At 72.3% G+C, this 14,815-nt stretch carries 11 protein-coding genes; 5 read left to right on the forward strand and 6 right to left on the reverse strand.

The window, feature by feature from the left end; translation table 11 throughout:
- Positions 1-15: 15 nt before the first annotated feature.
- From JQS43_RS05970 to JQS43_RS05995, 6 genes are all read right to left on the reverse strand, one after another.
- On the reverse strand, positions 16-1,128 hold the full coding sequence (locus JQS43_RS05970) for a FecCD family ABC transporter permease (protein WP_239678065.1): 1,113 nt from the start codon (positions 1,126-1,128) through the stop codon (positions 16-18).
- On the reverse strand, positions 1,125-2,171 hold the full coding sequence (locus tag JQS43_RS05975; RefSeq protein ID WP_239678066.1) for a FecCD family ABC transporter permease: 1,047 nt from the start codon (positions 2,169-2,171) through the stop codon (positions 1,125-1,127). The genes JQS43_RS05970 and JQS43_RS05975 overlap by 4 nt, the downstream gene beginning before the upstream one ends.
- The gene (locus tag JQS43_RS05980; protein ID WP_239678067.1) at positions 2,168-3,145 is read right to left on the reverse strand and encodes an ABC transporter substrate-binding protein; all 978 of its coding nucleotides are present in this window, start codon (positions 3,143-3,145) and stop codon (positions 2,168-2,170) included. Before JQS43_RS05980 ends, JQS43_RS05975 begins: the two co-directional genes overlap by 4 nt.
- A gap of 74 nt (positions 3,146-3,219) precedes the next feature.
- The gene (locus JQS43_RS05985; protein ID WP_239678068.1) at positions 3,220-4,689 is read right to left on the reverse strand and encodes an aldehyde dehydrogenase family protein; all 1,470 of its coding nucleotides are present in this window, start codon (positions 4,687-4,689) and stop codon (positions 3,220-3,222) included.
- A gap of 40 nt (positions 4,690-4,729) precedes the next feature.
- Positions 4,730-5,416 (reverse strand): SDR family NAD(P)-dependent oxidoreductase, encoded by a 687-nt coding sequence (locus tag JQS43_RS05990; protein WP_239678069.1) that lies wholly within the window; start codon positions 5,414-5,416, stop codon positions 4,730-4,732.
- Between the two features lie 621 nt (positions 5,417-6,037).
- Positions 6,038-8,020, reverse strand: coding sequence for a S9 family peptidase (locus tag JQS43_RS05995; RefSeq protein ID WP_239678070.1), 1,983 nt, complete (start codon positions 8,018-8,020; stop codon positions 6,038-6,040).
- Between the two features lie 24 nt (positions 8,021-8,044).
- Between JQS43_RS05995 and JQS43_RS06000 the strand changes: the two genes are divergently transcribed.
- The 5 genes from JQS43_RS06000 (at position 8,045) to JQS43_RS06020 (ending at position 14,802) form a co-directional block, all read left to right on the forward strand.
- Positions 8,045-8,371, forward strand: a complete 327-nt coding sequence (locus tag JQS43_RS06000) for a hypothetical protein (protein ID WP_239678071.1) — start codon at positions 8,045-8,047, stop codon at positions 8,369-8,371.
- Positions 8,372-8,804: 433 nt separating this feature from the next.
- Positions 8,805-10,220, forward strand: a complete 1,416-nt coding sequence (locus JQS43_RS06005; protein ID WP_239679327.1) for a sugar transferase — start codon at positions 8,805-8,807, stop codon at positions 10,218-10,220.
- A gap of 16 nt (positions 10,221-10,236) precedes the next feature.
- Entirely contained in the window at positions 10,237-11,814 is a 1,578-nt protein-coding gene (locus JQS43_RS06010; RefSeq protein WP_239678072.1) for a glycoside hydrolase family 26 protein, read from the forward strand.
- A gap of 110 nt (positions 11,815-11,924) precedes the next feature.
- The gene (locus JQS43_RS06015) at positions 11,925-13,286 is read left to right on the forward strand and encodes an aromatic ring-hydroxylating dioxygenase subunit alpha (protein WP_239678073.1); all 1,362 of its coding nucleotides are present in this window, start codon (positions 11,925-11,927) and stop codon (positions 13,284-13,286) included.
- Positions 13,279-14,802: a glutamine synthetase family protein gene (locus tag JQS43_RS06020; protein WP_239678074.1), complete on the forward strand. Its 1,524-nt coding sequence runs from the start codon at positions 13,279-13,281 to the stop codon at positions 14,800-14,802. Before JQS43_RS06015 ends, JQS43_RS06020 begins: the two co-directional genes overlap by 8 nt.
- Positions 14,803-14,815: the final 13 nt, after the last annotated feature.

Genomic DNA, 14,815 nt, shown 5'->3' on the forward strand with positions numbered 1-14,815 from the left:
TCCTTCTCGCGCCGGTCACCGGCGTCCCTCGAATCGATGCCGGGCCAGCAGCGCGACCAGCACCGGGCCGCCGAGGAGCGCGGTGACCGCCCCGGCGGGCAGCGTGGCCCGGTTCTGGACCCCGGTCTCCGGCCACAACGCGGTCAGCCCTTCCGCCAGCAGATCCGCCCCGACCAGCAGCGCCCCACCGGTGAGGCAGGCCAGCGGCAGCACCCGCCGGGGGTGGGAGCCCACCACCAGTCGGGCGATGTGGGGGGCCAGCAGGCCGATGAAGCCCACCGCTCCAACCGCCGCGACCGCGCCCGCGGTCAGGACGGTGGCGGCGGCGAAGACCAGCAACCGGGCCCGACCCACCGGTAGACCGGTGGCGGCGGCGATATCGTCACCGAGCCACAGGGTGCTGGCGGAGCGGTGCAGCAATAGGCCGGCCGGCACCGCCAGCAGCGCCCAGGGCCACAACAGTGCCCAGTCCTGCCACACCCGGCCGTTCAGCGAGCCCACCACCCAGCGGAGTACCGCGGCGAAGAGCGAACCGTCCCATAGCAGCAGGACCGACACGACGCTGGAGAGCATGGCGGAGATCAGTACGCCGTCGAGCACCAGCCGCACCGGGCTGGTCTGCCGGGCCCAGCTGAGCGAGTAGACCAGGCCGCCAGCGGCGAACGCGCCGACCAGCGCCGCGACCGCCGCGACCGGCCCCGGCAGGCTGTCCAGGCCGGTGACGACCAGTGTGGCGACCAGCGCCAGCACCGCCCCGCCCGAGACCCCCAACAGGGACGGCTCGGCCAGCGTGTTGCGGGTCGCTGCCTGCAGTAGGCCACCGGCGAGGCCGAGCATGCCGCCGGCGACCGCCGCGATCAGGACCCGGGGCAGCCGCAGCCCGACCACGATGTGGTGGTGGAACCCGGCCACCGGGTCGCCGGTGAGGGCGGCGACCACCTCGGTCGGGTTGAGCCGGACCGTTCCCACCCCCAGCGACCAGACCATCAGAACCGCGAGCAGGATCAGGGCGAGCAGGAGCACCAGCCAGAAGCGGCCAGCGGCGGCGGGCAGATCGCTGCTGGCCGTGCCCGGACCGCTGGCCGGCCGGATGGTCGCTCGGGCAGGCGGGATGCTGCGGCGGCTCATGCCGTGGCCCGCTTCGCGCGCAGCAGCGCCAGCAGGACCGGGGCTCCGAACAGCACCGTCCACACTCCGGCCGCCACCTCCCGGGGAGCGGTGATCGCCCGGCCAGCCTGGTCGGCGGCGAGCAGCAGCACCGCTCCGACGAGGATGGCGGCGCTGGTGACCACCCAGGCGTCGGTGACGCCGGTGGCCCGGCGCACGATGTGCGGGGCGATCAGGGCGACGAACGCGATCGGGCCGACCACCGCGACCACCGCGGCGGTGAGGCCGCAGGCGACCACCAGCACCAATCGCCGGGTGGCCGTGACCGGAACGCCGAGTGAGGCGGCGACGTCATCGCCGAGCCGGAGCACGTTGAGCCGGTGGCTGAGCAGCACCCCGGCCGGCAGGCACCCAAGCGCCCAGGGGAGCACCGTGCGCACCGCGTCCCAGGACCGGTTGCTGAGGCTGCCCAGCAGGTACTGGTAGAACAGGCCCACGTCGCTGGGGGCGCCCAGCGTCAGCACCGCGATCACCCCGCCGGTGAGGAAGGTCGCGCAGGCCAGCCCGGTCAGCACCAGCGCGGCCGGGTCCCGGTGCCGGGCCCCGATCGCGATCACCGCCAGCCCGACCGCCAGGCCGCCGGCGGTGGCGGCCAGCGGCAGCGCTCCCCGGGGGATCGGTGCGCCGAGGACCGCGACACACGCCACGATGAAGGCCGCGCCGCCGCTGACTCCCAGCAGCTCCGGGGAGGCGAGCGGATTGCGCAGGCAGTCCTGCAGCAGCGCCCCGGCCAGGCCGAGGCAGCCGCCGGCCAGCAGCGCCAGCACGATCCGGGGCAGCCGGAGCTCGGTGACGACCACCCCGTGCGGGTCGGCGGTGGGCTCCCGGATCGCGGCGATTACCGCGGCCGGGTCGAGCGGCGGGTTGCCGGTGAGCAGTCCCAGCCCGGCGGCGATGGTGGCGACCGCGAGGGTGGCCGCCACCAGCACCACCACTCGCAGGCCGGTGGCCGGGGCGGCGGTAGAACTGGACTGGCGCTCCCCGGTTTGGGTGGGAAAACTCACGACGCGGCGATGCCGAGCGGCTCCGGGAACTCCTCGGGGTAGACGGTGGGAAGGACGACATCCAAGTAGAGCTGTTGCCCCCGGGTGCCGCCGGTCGTGCCCCACCACCGGTCGTCGACCACGTGGACATTGCCGGCCTCGACCGCGGCCAGCGATCCCCACACTGGCCGGTCGGCGAGCTGCTCCACCAGCGGCGGGGCCGAGGGATCGAAGCCGAAGTCGAGCACGAAGATGTGCGCTGGGTCGACTGCGAGGATGTCTTCCAGGCCCAACTCCAGGAACCCGCCGTCGGCCTCCCCCGCCTCCGGCCAGGGATAGCTGGTGTACTCGGCGAGCAGCCGGCCGATCGCCGAGTCGAGTGCGTCGATGCCGATGTCGTCGGTGGCCCCGCCGTACATGGCGAGCACCTCGGTCTCCCGTACGCCCGGCTGGTACGCCGCGAGGGTGTCCCGGTAGCGGTCGATCGCCGTCTCGGCCTCGCCGGCCCGGCCGGTGAGGGTGGCGATCCGGTTCAGGTTCTCCACCGCGGCCTCGCCGTCAGGCAGCGACACGGCAAAGAACGGGATCGGCGCCAGGGCCTCGCGCAGCTGGCCGTGGACGGTTGCGGCGCCGATCACCAGGTCCGGCTCGGCCGCGACGATCCCCTCCAGGCTGGGCTCGAAGAAGGTGCCGTCCAGCGGCTCCGTTGCCACGTCGGGGCCGAAGAAGTCTGGGTGCTGGACCTGGTCGAGCTGGAGCGAGACCACCGGGGGCAGCCCCAGCTCGGTGAGCGCGTCGATGCAGGTGCCGTCCAGGCAGACCACCCGTTCGGCCGGGGCCGGCAGCGTGATGGTGGCCCCGGTCCAGTCTTCGACGGTGAGCTCGGAGTCGGCGGTCACCGCCGGGTCCGGGTCGGCGGTGGCGCTACAGGCCGCCCCGAGGGTCAGGGCGGCGATGGCTAAGACCGGGGCGAGGGAGCGGGAACGAGCAGGCACAAGCTCTCCAGATGGCGCGGTAGGGAAACGATCAAGGACCGCGTCATGGTAGCGCTATCTGAAAAACATTGTCATTATCGCATCGGTCGACCGAACCAGCGGCGATAGAGCGCGACCAGCCGCGCCACATCCCGATCGGTACGCCGGAAGGTGCGGCTCGGTACCAGCGACGGCGCCTGCCGGACCACCACCGACTTGGGCCGGGCGAACTCCCGCAGCCCGTCGTCGCCCCGGACCCGGCCGAACCCGGAGGCCCCCACCCCACCCCAGGGCAGCGAGCTCATGCCGGCGAACGAAAGCACATCGTTGACCGACACCATGCCGGTCCGCAGCTGCCCGGCGATCGCCAACGCCCGCCGCCGGCCGAAGACCGCCGCGCCCAGGCCGTACCGGCTCTGGTTGGCCAGCCGCACCGCCTCGGCCATCGTCGGCACGGGAGTGACCACCAGCACCGGGCCGAAGGTCTCCTCCTGGGCGACGTCGGCCTCGGCCGGCACGTCCACCAGGATCGTGGGGTGGACGTACGGCGGCGCCACCGCGTCCAGCCCGCCCAGCACAGCCTGGGCGCCGCGGGCCAGCGCGTCGGCGATCTGCTCCCGGATCACCGGGAGCTGCCGGGGCAGGGTGATCGGACCGAGGTCGGCGCCGGGTCCGGTGCCGACGGTCAGGCCGCTGGCCTGGGCAACCACCCGGTCCAGAAAGTCGTCGTAGATCTCGGCGGCGACGTAGACCCGCTCGATGCCGGCACAGGTCTGGCCGGCGTTGGTCAGGCCACCCCAGACGCAGGCGTCCGCGGCGGCGGCGAGGTCGGCGTCGGAGTCGACGATCATCGCGTCCTTGCCGCCCGCCTCCAGCACCACCGGGGTCAGGGTCTCGGCGCAGGCTTCAAGCACCCGGCGGCCGGTCGCGGTGGACCCGGTGAACGACAGTTTGTCCACCCCGGAACGGCACAGCGCCGCCCCGACCTCACCGTCGCCATGTATCACCTGGAGCACCGGCGCCTCCGGGACGACCTCGGCAAACCTGTCGGCCAGCCACTGCCCCACCGCCGGGGTCAGCTCGCTCGGCTTGAAGACCACCGCGTTGCCGGCGGCCAGCGCGCTGGCGAGGGAGGCGACCGGGGTGAGCACCGGATAGTTCCATGGGCCGATGACCCCGACCACTCCGTACGGCAGGTACGCCAGGTGGGCGGCGCCCTCCGCCACCGGCAGCACCCGCCGGACCCGGCGCGGGGCCAGCACCCGGCGGGCGTGCCGGGCGCTCCAGTCGAGGTCACCGATCGCGGCGGCGACCTCGACCACCGCCTCCGCGGTGGGCTTGCCGGTCTCGGCGCTGACCAGGTCGGCCGCCTCGGTCATCCGCTCAGCGAGCAGCGCCCGGAACCGCAGCAGCCGCCGTCGTCGCTGCGCAAACCCCAGCTCGGCCCACCACTGCTGGGCGGCCCGGCCGGCCTCGATGACGGGAGGCAGGATGGGCGGGTCGGCGACCGGGAACCGGCCCACCTCCGCCCCGGTCCCGGGATTGCTGGAGGTTAGCTCGGTCACAGTGGGAGCCTACTGCGGCGGTAGGCCCAGCTGCCGACCCTCAGCCGTGCTCGTCGAGCAGCCGGCGCGCCACCTGGGCCGGATCGGGCAGCTCCCCGCGGGCGTGCAGATCCAGGAAGCGCGCCTGGTCGGGGAACCAGTGGTCACCGCTGGCCGCGGCCCGGATCGCCGCCTGCATGTCGGTGTCCATCACCCCCGGGTTGGCGTTCGCCACCCGGACCGGCCGGCCGGCCACCTGCGCCGCCACCGCCTGGAAGAACTCCTCCCCGCCGCGCTTGGTGGCGCCGTAGGTCGCCCAACCATCGACGATCCGATGCGCGGCCCCGGAGGAGATGAACAGGATGGTCGCCGGAGTCGTTGCCGGGAGGGCGCCGAGGAAGGCGTTGGTGAGCACCATCGGAGCGGTCAGGTTGACGGTCACCGCGGTCGCCAGCTCGGTGGCGGAGAGGTCCCCAACCGCCCCGATCGGGGTCACCACCGCGGCATTGTGGATCAGCCTCGCCGACTCCGCCCCGGCGAGCAGCTCCGACAACTCCGCCTGCTCCGGCAGCGTCTCCGGCCGGGCCAGATCGGCCTCCCGTAGTAGCACCCGGTCGGCCGGCAGCGCCCGCTGCTCGTCGGTGAAGCTGCGGCCGATCCCGACCACCCGGTCGCCAGCGGCGAACAGCTCATCGAGCAGGGCCGCCCCCAGCCCGCGGGAGACACCGGTAACGAAGGACACGCGCATCCCCGCATCGTCGCATGGCCGGTGGCCTCCGGCGATCGGCGGTTTGCTGTGGACCGCCCCGGGGCCGACCGCTGGCGTAGGCGACGCAGTTGGTGAACCGGTAGCTTGATCATCAGACATCGCCACAGCTCAGGTGGTGCTTACCCGACTTGGTGGGTTGTGGTGTCCTGGCTGCGGCCACTCATTGGATCTTCAGCTCGAAACCCCAACCCGGACGCCGCGCGGCCGCGAGACCACGGCATTTCCGACATGGTTGGGCAGGGAGGGATCTTGCGTACGGAAAAGTCGGATATTCCGGTATGCAAGATCCCTCCCTGCCCAACCATGTTGAGGTTGGGCAGGGCGCCGCTCAACTCGGCCCCGGTAGGTCGAGTGGCGGCCCATGCATCGTCCACACCGGGCTCCACCTAGTCGCAGCAGAACGTCTCGCCAGGGCACAGACTTGTCTTGATCATCCAGCAGAGTCGTATACGTGTGCAGGGCAAGCGCTCCTGCGGCATCACCTGAGTTACGGGCGATGCGTGATGATCAAGTGTCCGATTCGGCTCAGAATCGACCCCCCCGGGACGGCCCGGTGGCAGCGGAGCTCGGGCGGCTGCTTGGCCGACCCGGGTTCGGCGGTCAGCCGGACTGCGCCGAGCTCAGCGGTAGCCTCGGGACACCGACCGGGTCGAACCCCATGACCTGGCCGTAGAAGGACAGCTCCGCCTCGGCCGCGGCGATGATCGACTCGGCCTTGCGGAAGCCGTGCTGCTCACCCGGGAAGACGAGCAGCGCGTGCGGGATGTCGTTGGCGGCGAGCGCGTCCCGGAACTGCTCCGCCTGCTCGGCGGGGACCACCGGGTCGTCGGAGCCTTGCAGTAGCAGCACCGGGCAGCGGGTGCGGTCGGCGCGGTGCAGCGGCGACCGGGTGTCGTGCGCGAGTTCGGCTTCGCCCACGAGCTTCGTAACGTACCGGGACTCGAAGTCATGGGTGATCTCGGCCAACCGGCGGACATCGGTCACCCCGAAGAGCGAAGTGCCGGCGGCGAAGACCTCGGTGCCGGTCACCGCGCACAGGGTGGTCCAACCGCCGGCGCTGCCGCCGCGGATCGCCAACCGTCGCGGGTCGGCGTCGCCGCGCAGCACCAGGGCCGCGGCGGCGGTCGCCGCATCCTGGACGTCGACGATGCCCCACTGCCCGGCCAGCCGCTCCCGGTAGGCCCGGCCGTAGCCGCTCGACCCGCCATAGTTGACGTCCAGGACCCCGATCCCTCGGCTGGTGAGGTACGCCTTGGCGAGGTCGAGCGCGGCGGGGGAGTTGCTGGTGGGCCCGCCGTGGACGAAGACCACGTACGGGGGGCGGGCGCCGGGTGGCCCGGTGTGCTCCGGGTTGCGCGGTGGGTAGATGTGGGTGTGCACCTCCCGGCCGTCCGGGCCGGTCAGGGTGGTGGTCTCGGCCACCGGCAGCCAGCGGGGATCGGGCAGCTGCTCCGGGTCGACCGCGGTGCGTACCACCTCGTGGCTGGCCCCGGCCACATCGACCTGGACCACCGCAGTGGGTCGGTCAGGCGAGGCGGCGACCAGCGCGGCCCGGTCGTCGGCGACCGTCAACGACATGGTGAGGCTCTGATAGGGCAGCGGCAGCTCGGTGAGCGCGCCGGTCGCCGGGTCGAGCACCCCCAGCTGCTGATTGCCGGCACCGTGGACGCAGAGCAGCCGGCCGTCGGTGAGCCGGCCCCAGCTGGCCGCGCCGAGCTGCCACAGCGGGGCGGCGAACTCGGCTTCGGCCGGGTGCAACGGGGTGAGCTCCCCGGTCACGCCCGGGGCGGGGACCCGGTAGAGATTCCACCAGCCGCTGCGGTCGGAGACGGTGATCAGGTGGTCGTCGCCGTCCCACTCGGGTTGGTAGACCGCCTCGCTGGGGCCGCCGAGCACGGTGCTCCAGGAGGTGACCTGGCCGTCCCGGAGCAGCCCGACCCGTAGCTCGGTGCCGTCCCAGGGCATCCGGGGGTGGTCCCAGGCCAGCCAGGCCAGCCGGGTGCCGTCGGGGGAGCGGCGGGGGTGGGCGAGGAACCTGGCCCCCTCCACCACCACGACCACCGCGTTCGGGTCCTGGCCGGCGGCTCCGTCCAGCGGGATCGAGACGATGGCGCGTTCCAGATCGCCGTCGGGCAGGTGGTGCTCGCGGACGCACCAGATCTCGTCGTCGACCAGGGTCAGGTCGGCGTAGCGCAGCTCTGGCGCCCCTTCCCGGTTGGCCGGCGGGGTCAACGGGTGGGGTTCGGCAGCGCCGGGGTCGAGCCGGTAGATCCGCTGGTCGGCGCCGTTGGTAAAGATCAACGAGGCGCCGGCGGGGCCGGGTAGCGGCAGGAAGGAACGGCCGCCGTACTCGTGGACGCGGGTCCGCGCGCTCCAGGGTGCGGAGAGTAGCTCGACCAGGTCGCCGTCGCCGCGCCGCGCCATCACCGTGGTCCGTCCGCCCTCGTCGGGTCGGTCTTCGCACCACCAGAGCTCGTCGTCGACCAGCGCCGGGAAGCTCAGTCGCCGGGCCGCGTGGGTGAGCGACCGGGCTGCGATCGGCGAGGGCCATTCACCAAAGGGGGTAACCGTCGTGGTAGCCATATCGGCCGATCGTACGCTGAAGATATGAGCCCGCGTCGGAACCGTTCGTCGCGGCCCGATCGGGGCCGCGGCCGGCCGCCCGACCCCGGCTGGGATCCGGAGCGGGCCCGCCGCGGCGTCGACACGGTCGAGACCTGGGGGCGCGAGTCGTACCGGGTGCGCCACATCCCCGGCGGGGCGGCGGGGAAGACCTACCGCTGCCCGGGGTGCGCCCAGGAGATCTCACCGGGTGTGCCGCACGTGGTGGCGTGGCCGGAGAGCGGCCTGGCCGGGTTTGGCGGGGAGGCGGATCGACGGCACTGGCACACCGGCTGCTGGCGGGCCCGGGACCGCCGCCGCCCCACTGGCTGACCACCGCCACTGTGCAGTATGGTCCGCGAATGCGCAGTGTGTCCGGTCAGGGAGCAGATTGGATGGTTGCGGGCTCCTCCCAGTGGCCGGGACGGTTTCGGTGGGCAGCGTTGGCGAGCTGGCAGGTATCACAAGCCGCGGGCATTCATCGAAGTCAGTGACTGGGATCACTTGTCGGCTTGCTGACAGTGGCATGGTACGTCCGATCGATGGCAGGCACCCGGTGCGCCGGTAATGTAACCCACTGCCACTGACGTTAACGACGCGCAAACGGGGGGTGGCCAGTGGACCGGGAGGGGGGACGGTGACGATCACATCCGAGCCATCGGTGCCAGCTGCCGCGCGGACTCCGCGGCAGCTGGTCGTGTCGGGACCGGTGCCGAAGCCGGTGGCGAGCCCACCGGCGGCGGCTCCGGCCGCGGCGACGGGGTGGATGCGCCGGTATGTCGTGGGGCTGGTGCTGCTGGACGCGGCGGTCGCGGTGGTGGCCGCGGTCGCGGCAGGACAGCTGCGCTTCGGTGGCGACTCGCCGCCGTTGGCCGACCCCCAGTACGCGTCGCTGGTGGTGCTGCTGCCGCTGGCCTGGATCGCGGCGTTGTCGCTGCACCGCGGCTACGACCCGCGGCTGCTCTTCGTCGGCGGCGAGGAGTATCAACGCGTGCTGCGGGCCGGCGTGACCGTGACGGCCGGGATCGCCGTCGCCGCATATACGGTGCAGGCCGATGTCGCCCGCGGAGCACTGCTCGCCGCGGTGCTGGCCACGGTCGTGCTCGACGTCGTCGGCCGGTATCTGTTGCGGCAGCGGCTCCGCCGAGCCTGGGCCGCCGGCCGCCACCTGCGACGGGTGCTGGTGGTGGGGCACGACCGATCGGTCGCCGCGATGGCCCGGCAACTACGCCACGAGCGGTACCACGGGCTCGGGGTGGTCGGTGCCTGCCTGCCGCCGACCGACCCGGCCGGTGACCCGCCCCCGGCCCGGGTCACCGGCACCGACCTGCGGGTCTTCGGCAGCTTCGAGGAGGTTCCGGCGGCGGTGCGGTGTTGCCAGGCCGACGTCGTGGTGGTGCTGGCCAGCCCGGAGCTCGACGGGGTGGCGCTCCGCCGCCTCGCCTGGCAGCTGGAGCGGGACCGGATCGAGTTGATCGTCGCGAGCGCATTGCTGGATGTCACCGGCGAGCGGGCCACGCTCCGGCCGGTGGACGGTCTGCCCATGTTGCACGTCGAGCATCCCCGGTTGACCGGTGCCCGCCGGATGGTCAAGACCGTCGCCGACCGGGTCGGGGCGGCGCTGTTGCTGCTGTTGCTGGCGCCGCTGCTAGCGGTGATCGCCCTCGCGGTCCGGCTGGACCGGCGGGCGCCCGGCCCGGCCATTTTCCGGCAGGTCCGGGTGGGGCGCGACGGCGCCGAGTTCCGGATCTGGAAGTTCCGGACCATGCACGTCGACGCGGAGGCGCGGCTGGCCAGCGTGCGCCACTTGAACCAGCACGACGGCGTGCTGTTCAAGCTGCGTGACGACCCGCGGGTCACCCCGATCGGCCGGGTGTTGCGCCGGTTCTCGCTGGACGAGCTGCCGCAGCTGGTCAACGTGGTCCGCGGCGAGATGTCGCTGGTGGGCCCCCGCCCCGGCCTGCCGGCCGAGGTCGCCGAGTACCCGAGTGACATGCGCCGCCGGCTGGTGGTCAAGCCTGGGGTGACCGGCCTGTGGCAGGTCTCGGGGCGGGCCGACCTCACCTGGGCGGAGAGCATGCGCCTGGATCTGCGCTATGTGGAGAACTGGTCGCTCACTCTCGACCTGGTGATCCTCTTGCGTACGGTCACCGCGGTGCTGCGCCGTTCCGGCGCCTACTAGCGCGGCCGGGGACCGGATGCCGACCCATGCTCGTCGCCGACGCCGGCCCGCGCCGGTTCGGGTGCTCGCCGTCGCCGCGGTGTTTGCGTTGCTCCTCGCCGGAGTGCCGTTGGTCCACTGGTGGGACCGGCTGGCCCCGCCGGAGCAGCTGGCGGTTTCGGCCAGTTGGACCACCTATCTGGTCGACGGTTCGGAAGGCCCGGACCGCAGCAGCGAGCCGTATCTCCTCACCGGCAGCGCGCCGGAGGGGACCGCCACCGGATATCTGGCCTTCGAGGTGCCGCCGCCGGTCGCGTCGGAGCCGTTGCGGGCGGTGACCCTGCGGGTCCGGCTCTCGCACCGGGCCACCTCGCTGGCGCTGTTCGCGGTGCCGCAACCGCCGTTGTCCGCCGCCGAGCTGGCCCGCACCGGGCCACCGGCGATGGGTCCACTGTTGGCGGTGGCGCGACCGGTGCCGGGCACGATCTACGACGATGTGGCGTTCGATCTGACCGGCGTGGTACGCGAATCGGGCCGGTACGCGTTCGCCCTGCGCAGTCCGCCGATGGATGGTGACGGACGGATAGTGGCGATCCGGGACAGCCAGGCCAGTCCGCGGCTTACCCTGGACTGGGGCGGCGACGGTGACTCTTCACCGGAGGCGGCGGCGGCGCAGCGGCAAGCGATGCGCCCGGCGCCGCTGATCCACCGGGCGCTCGGGACCGCTCCGCCCGCCCTGCCGGCCGGCGCCCCCACACCGGAGGCGCCGGCCGGCTCCCCGGGTGCACCGTCGGTCCCACCGTCCGGTCGGATCGAGGTTGGGTCCACTGTGCAGGTCAACGGCGGCGGCTGGCCGGGCGCGTACCAGCGGGCCGACGAGGCGTACGGGCCGGTGGAGATGTTCCGGGTCTTCCACCCTGGGTTGCCGCCGGATTGGCCGGGCAGCGCCGCCGACCACGCCGGCCGGACCGTGAACGTGTCGTTCAAAGCCGACCCGGAGGAGGTGCTGGCGGGCGAGCACGATGCGGCGCTCGCCCGATGGTTCGCCAGCCTGCCCACCGACCGGGACATCTACTGGACCTACCATCACGAGCCGGAAAACAACATCGAGGCCGGCGACTTCACCGCCGACCAGTACCGAGCCGCCTGGCGGCGGGTGGCTTGGCTGGCCGACCAGGTGGAGCATCCCAGTCGGTACGCGACGCTGGTGCTGATGGGGTGGTCGCTGGAGCCGGCCTCGGGGCGGAACTGGCGGGATTACTACCCAGGCGCCGACGTGATCTCGGTGCTGGGCTGGGATATCTACAATTTCGACTATCAGCAGGGCGGGTACAGCGCACCGCCGGTCCTGTTCGACCGGGCGATCGCGGTCTCCCGGACCGAGGGCAAGCCGTGGGGCATCTCCGAGTACGGCGGCCGGCGGGTCGACGGCGACGAGGCTGGCCACCGGCGGGCCGAGTGGATCCGGGAGACCACCGACTACCTCGCCACGCATCCGTACCCGCCGGTGTGGGTGGCGTGGTATGACGCGCTGATCGGCGACGGGGAAGACTACCGGCTGATCGACGAGCCCAGCCGGGCCGCCTGGGCAGAGTTCGCGCGCGGTCAGGGCTGAGCCGCGGGAGCCTCCGCGCGATTATGTGGATGCCTGGTCTATCGCCTCGTCTCCACCTGTGGCAGGATTGGATCCAAAGCTTGCTGGATCGGATGCGCAGGAGGTAGCCAATGCTGCGGCGGGAGGAGAACGAGCGCGTCACCCGCACCGGCCCGGGCACTGCGCTGGGCCAGCTGATGCGGGCTTACTGGCAGCCTGCGGCGCTAGTCTCGGAGCTCGACCCGGAGCGCCCGGTGATCCCGGTCCGGCTGCTCGGCGAGGACCTGGTGCTGTTTCGTCGCGACGACGGCGGTTGGGCGCTGGTCGGCCGGTTCTGCGCCCACCGGGGAGTGGACCTCGCGTACGGTCGGCACGAGGACGGCGGCCTGCGCTGCCTCTACCACGGCTGGCTCTACGGTGCAGATGGTCGCTGCCGGGAGCAGCCCGCGGAGCCGGCGCACAGCACCTTCGCGAGCAAGGTGCGCATCCCCGCCTACCCGTGCCAGGAGCGCAACGGCATCATCTTCGCGTACCTCGGGGAGGGTGAGCCGCCGCCGTTTCCGCACTACGACTGTTTCCAGGCACCCGACGAGTACACCTTCGCCTTCAAAGGGCTGTGGGAGTGCAACTGGCTGCAGGGTGTGGAGGGCGGGATCGACCCGAGCCACGTCTCGTTCCTGCACCGGTTTATTGATGAAGATCCACGTGACACCTACGGGCAGCAGTTCAGCGAGGAGGTGGCCGGCACCGGCCAGAAGCTCTCCAAGCTGGTCGGCGACGCCTACCGTCCGGACATCGAGGTAGAGCCGGCCGAGCACGGGCTGCGGGTCTACGCGCTGCGCCAGCTCACCGACGAGCTGCGCCACGTCCGGATCACCAATCTGGTCTTCCCGAACGCCTTCGTCGTGCCCTTCGGCAACAGCAAGGTCTTCTGCCAGTGGCACGTCCCGATCGACGACCAGAATCACTACTGGTACATGATCTTCTACGACTTCGCCGAGCCGACGGACAAGGAGAAACTCCTCGCGCAGCGGCGCAAGGAGGTCTCGCTTCCCGATTATCGGCCGCTGCGCAATCGGGACAACAACTGGGGCTTCGACCCGAGCGAGCAGCGGAACCTGACATACACCGGGATGGGCCTGGACATCAACGTCCACGACCAGTGGGCGGTGGAGAGCATGGGCAGGATCCAGGACCGGACCGTCGAGCGGCTGGGCGTCTCCGACCGCGCGGTCACCGCCAACCGGCGGCTGCTGCTGCGCGCCATCGATGACTTCGTCGCCGGGAAGCCAGTGCCGGGTCGGCCCGCCGACGAACCCGCGGCGACCGAGCTGACCGGTCCGCTGGCGATCGATACCGTGACCCCCACCGACGGGTGGGAGCAGGCGTGGCGGCACCGGGAGGCGGATCGCCGCGCCGGCTCGCCGTGGGGGCCGGCGACGGCGCCACCGTCGAACCCGACCCCCGCTGCTGAGGTGGGCGTTGATGCGTAGCATCGACGAGCGGCCCGTCGCCGATGGCGGTGGCGGCTGGTCGGCCCGGCCGATGCTCGCCGCCGACCGGGGCGGCTTCATCGACCGGCATGGGCTCTGGGGGCCCGCGCAGTACGCCGCCGCCGGCCAGCTGCGCCGGGTCGTCGATGAGCTGGGTCTTGAGCTGATCAGGTTCTCGTTCGCCGATCAGCACGGCGTGTTGCGGGGCAAGACCTTGACCCGGCAGGCGGCCGTGGCCGCGCTCCGGTCGGGGTTGACGGCGCCGTCGTCGCTGCTACTCAAGGACACCTCTGGCGCGTCGGTGTTCCCGGTGTTCAGCCCCGATCCCGGGCTCGGGGTGGCCGGTTTCACCGGCGCCGGAGACGTGGTGCTGGTGCCCGATCCGACTACCTTCCGGGTGCTGCCGGGCGCCGAGCGTACCGGCTGGGTACTCTGCGATCTCCGGTTTCCGGACGGTTCGGCGGTGCCGTTCTGCACCCGTAGCCTGCTCCGGGAGCAGCTCGGGAGGCTCGCCGCCGCCGGCTATGACCTGACCGTCGGGATCGAGCTTGAGTTTCACGTCTTCCAAGCCGAGCCGGGCGGATTGGCGCCGGACCAGACCGGCCGCCCCGGCGACCCGGGCCGCCCTCGGGCGGTCCGTCCGCTGAGCCGGGGAGGCCAGCTGCTGCACGAGGACGGGCTGGACCAGGCCGACCAGCTGATCCAGCTGCTGCATCGCGGGCTCAGCCGGGCCGACCTGCCGGTGCGGTCGCTGGAGCTGGAGTTCGGTCCGAGCCAGTTCGAGATCACGATGCCGGCCGAGGGCGCGGCGGTCGCGGCCGACCAGGTGGTGCTGGCCCGGTCGGTGATCCGGCAACTGTGCCGCCGGCACGGGTTGCACGCCACCTTCATGTCCCGCCCGGCCGGGGCCCAGAGCGCGTCCACCGGCTGGCACCTGCACCAGTCGCTGCAGGCACGGGACACCGGGGCGGCGGCGTTCGATCCGGTCGAGCCGGGGGCGGTGATGTCGCCAGTGGCCGGCCACTACCTGGCCGGGCTGTTGGCGCACGCCGACGCGGCGGCCGCCTTTACCACTCCGACAGTCAACGGATACAAGCGTTATCTCCCGCTCTCGCTCGCTCCAGACCGGGTCGTGTGGGGAGTGGACAACAAGGGTGCCATGGTGCGCCTGGCCGGGGCGGGGTCCGACACCGGGATCCGTCTGGAGAACCGGTGCGGAGAGCCGGCGGCCAATCCATACCTGTACCTGGCGTCGCAGATCGTCAGCGGCCTGGATGGGCTGGCCCGCCAGTTGGAGCCACCGCCGCCAGTGGAGGACCCGTACGCCGCGCAGGCGCCGCAGTTGCCGGAGTCGCTGGCGGCGGCGCTGGCCGCGCTCGGCGCCGACTCGACCTTCACCGAGGCGTTAGGCCAGCCGGTGGTCGCCTGGTACCTGGCGTTGAAGGGCCGGGAGTTCGCCCGCTACCTCGCCCACGTCTCCGACTGGGAGCAGCGTGAGTACTTCGAGCTGTTCTGAGCGGTGCTGACCA

Source organism: Natronosporangium hydrolyticum, assembly GCF_016925615.1.
In the GTDB taxonomy this organism is placed as follows: domain Bacteria; phylum Actinomycetota; class Actinomycetes; order Mycobacteriales; family Micromonosporaceae; genus Natronosporangium; species Natronosporangium hydrolyticum.

Bases quoted from the DNA above. Each gene is read 5' to 3' on its own strand.
- JQS43_RS06005 (WP_239679327.1), top strand. From the start codon at position 8,805: ATGCGCCGGTATGTCGTGGGGCTGGTGCTGCTGGACGCGGCGGTCGCG.
- JQS43_RS06010 (WP_239678072.1), top strand. From the start codon at position 10,237: ATGCCGACCCATGCTCGTCGCCGACGCCGGCCCGCGCCGGTTCGGGTG.
- JQS43_RS05995 (WP_239678070.1), bottom strand. From the start codon at position 8,020: ATGGCTACCACGACGGTTACCCCCTTTGGTGAATGGCCCTCGCCGATC.
- JQS43_RS05970 (WP_239678065.1), bottom strand. From the start codon at position 1,128: ATGAGCCGCCGCAGCATCCCGCCTGCCCGAGCGACCATCCGGCCGGCC.
- JQS43_RS05990 (WP_239678069.1), bottom strand. From the start codon at position 5,416: ATGCGCGTGTCCTTCGTTACCGGTGTCTCCCGCGGGCTGGGGGCGGCC.
- JQS43_RS06015 (WP_239678073.1), top strand. From the start codon at position 11,925: ATGCTGCGGCGGGAGGAGAACGAGCGCGTCACCCGCACCGGCCCGGGC.
- JQS43_RS06020 (WP_239678074.1), top strand. From the start codon at position 13,279: ATGCGTAGCATCGACGAGCGGCCCGTCGCCGATGGCGGTGGCGGCTGG.
- JQS43_RS06000 (WP_239678071.1), top strand. From the start codon at position 8,045: ATGAGCCCGCGTCGGAACCGTTCGTCGCGGCCCGATCGGGGCCGCGGC.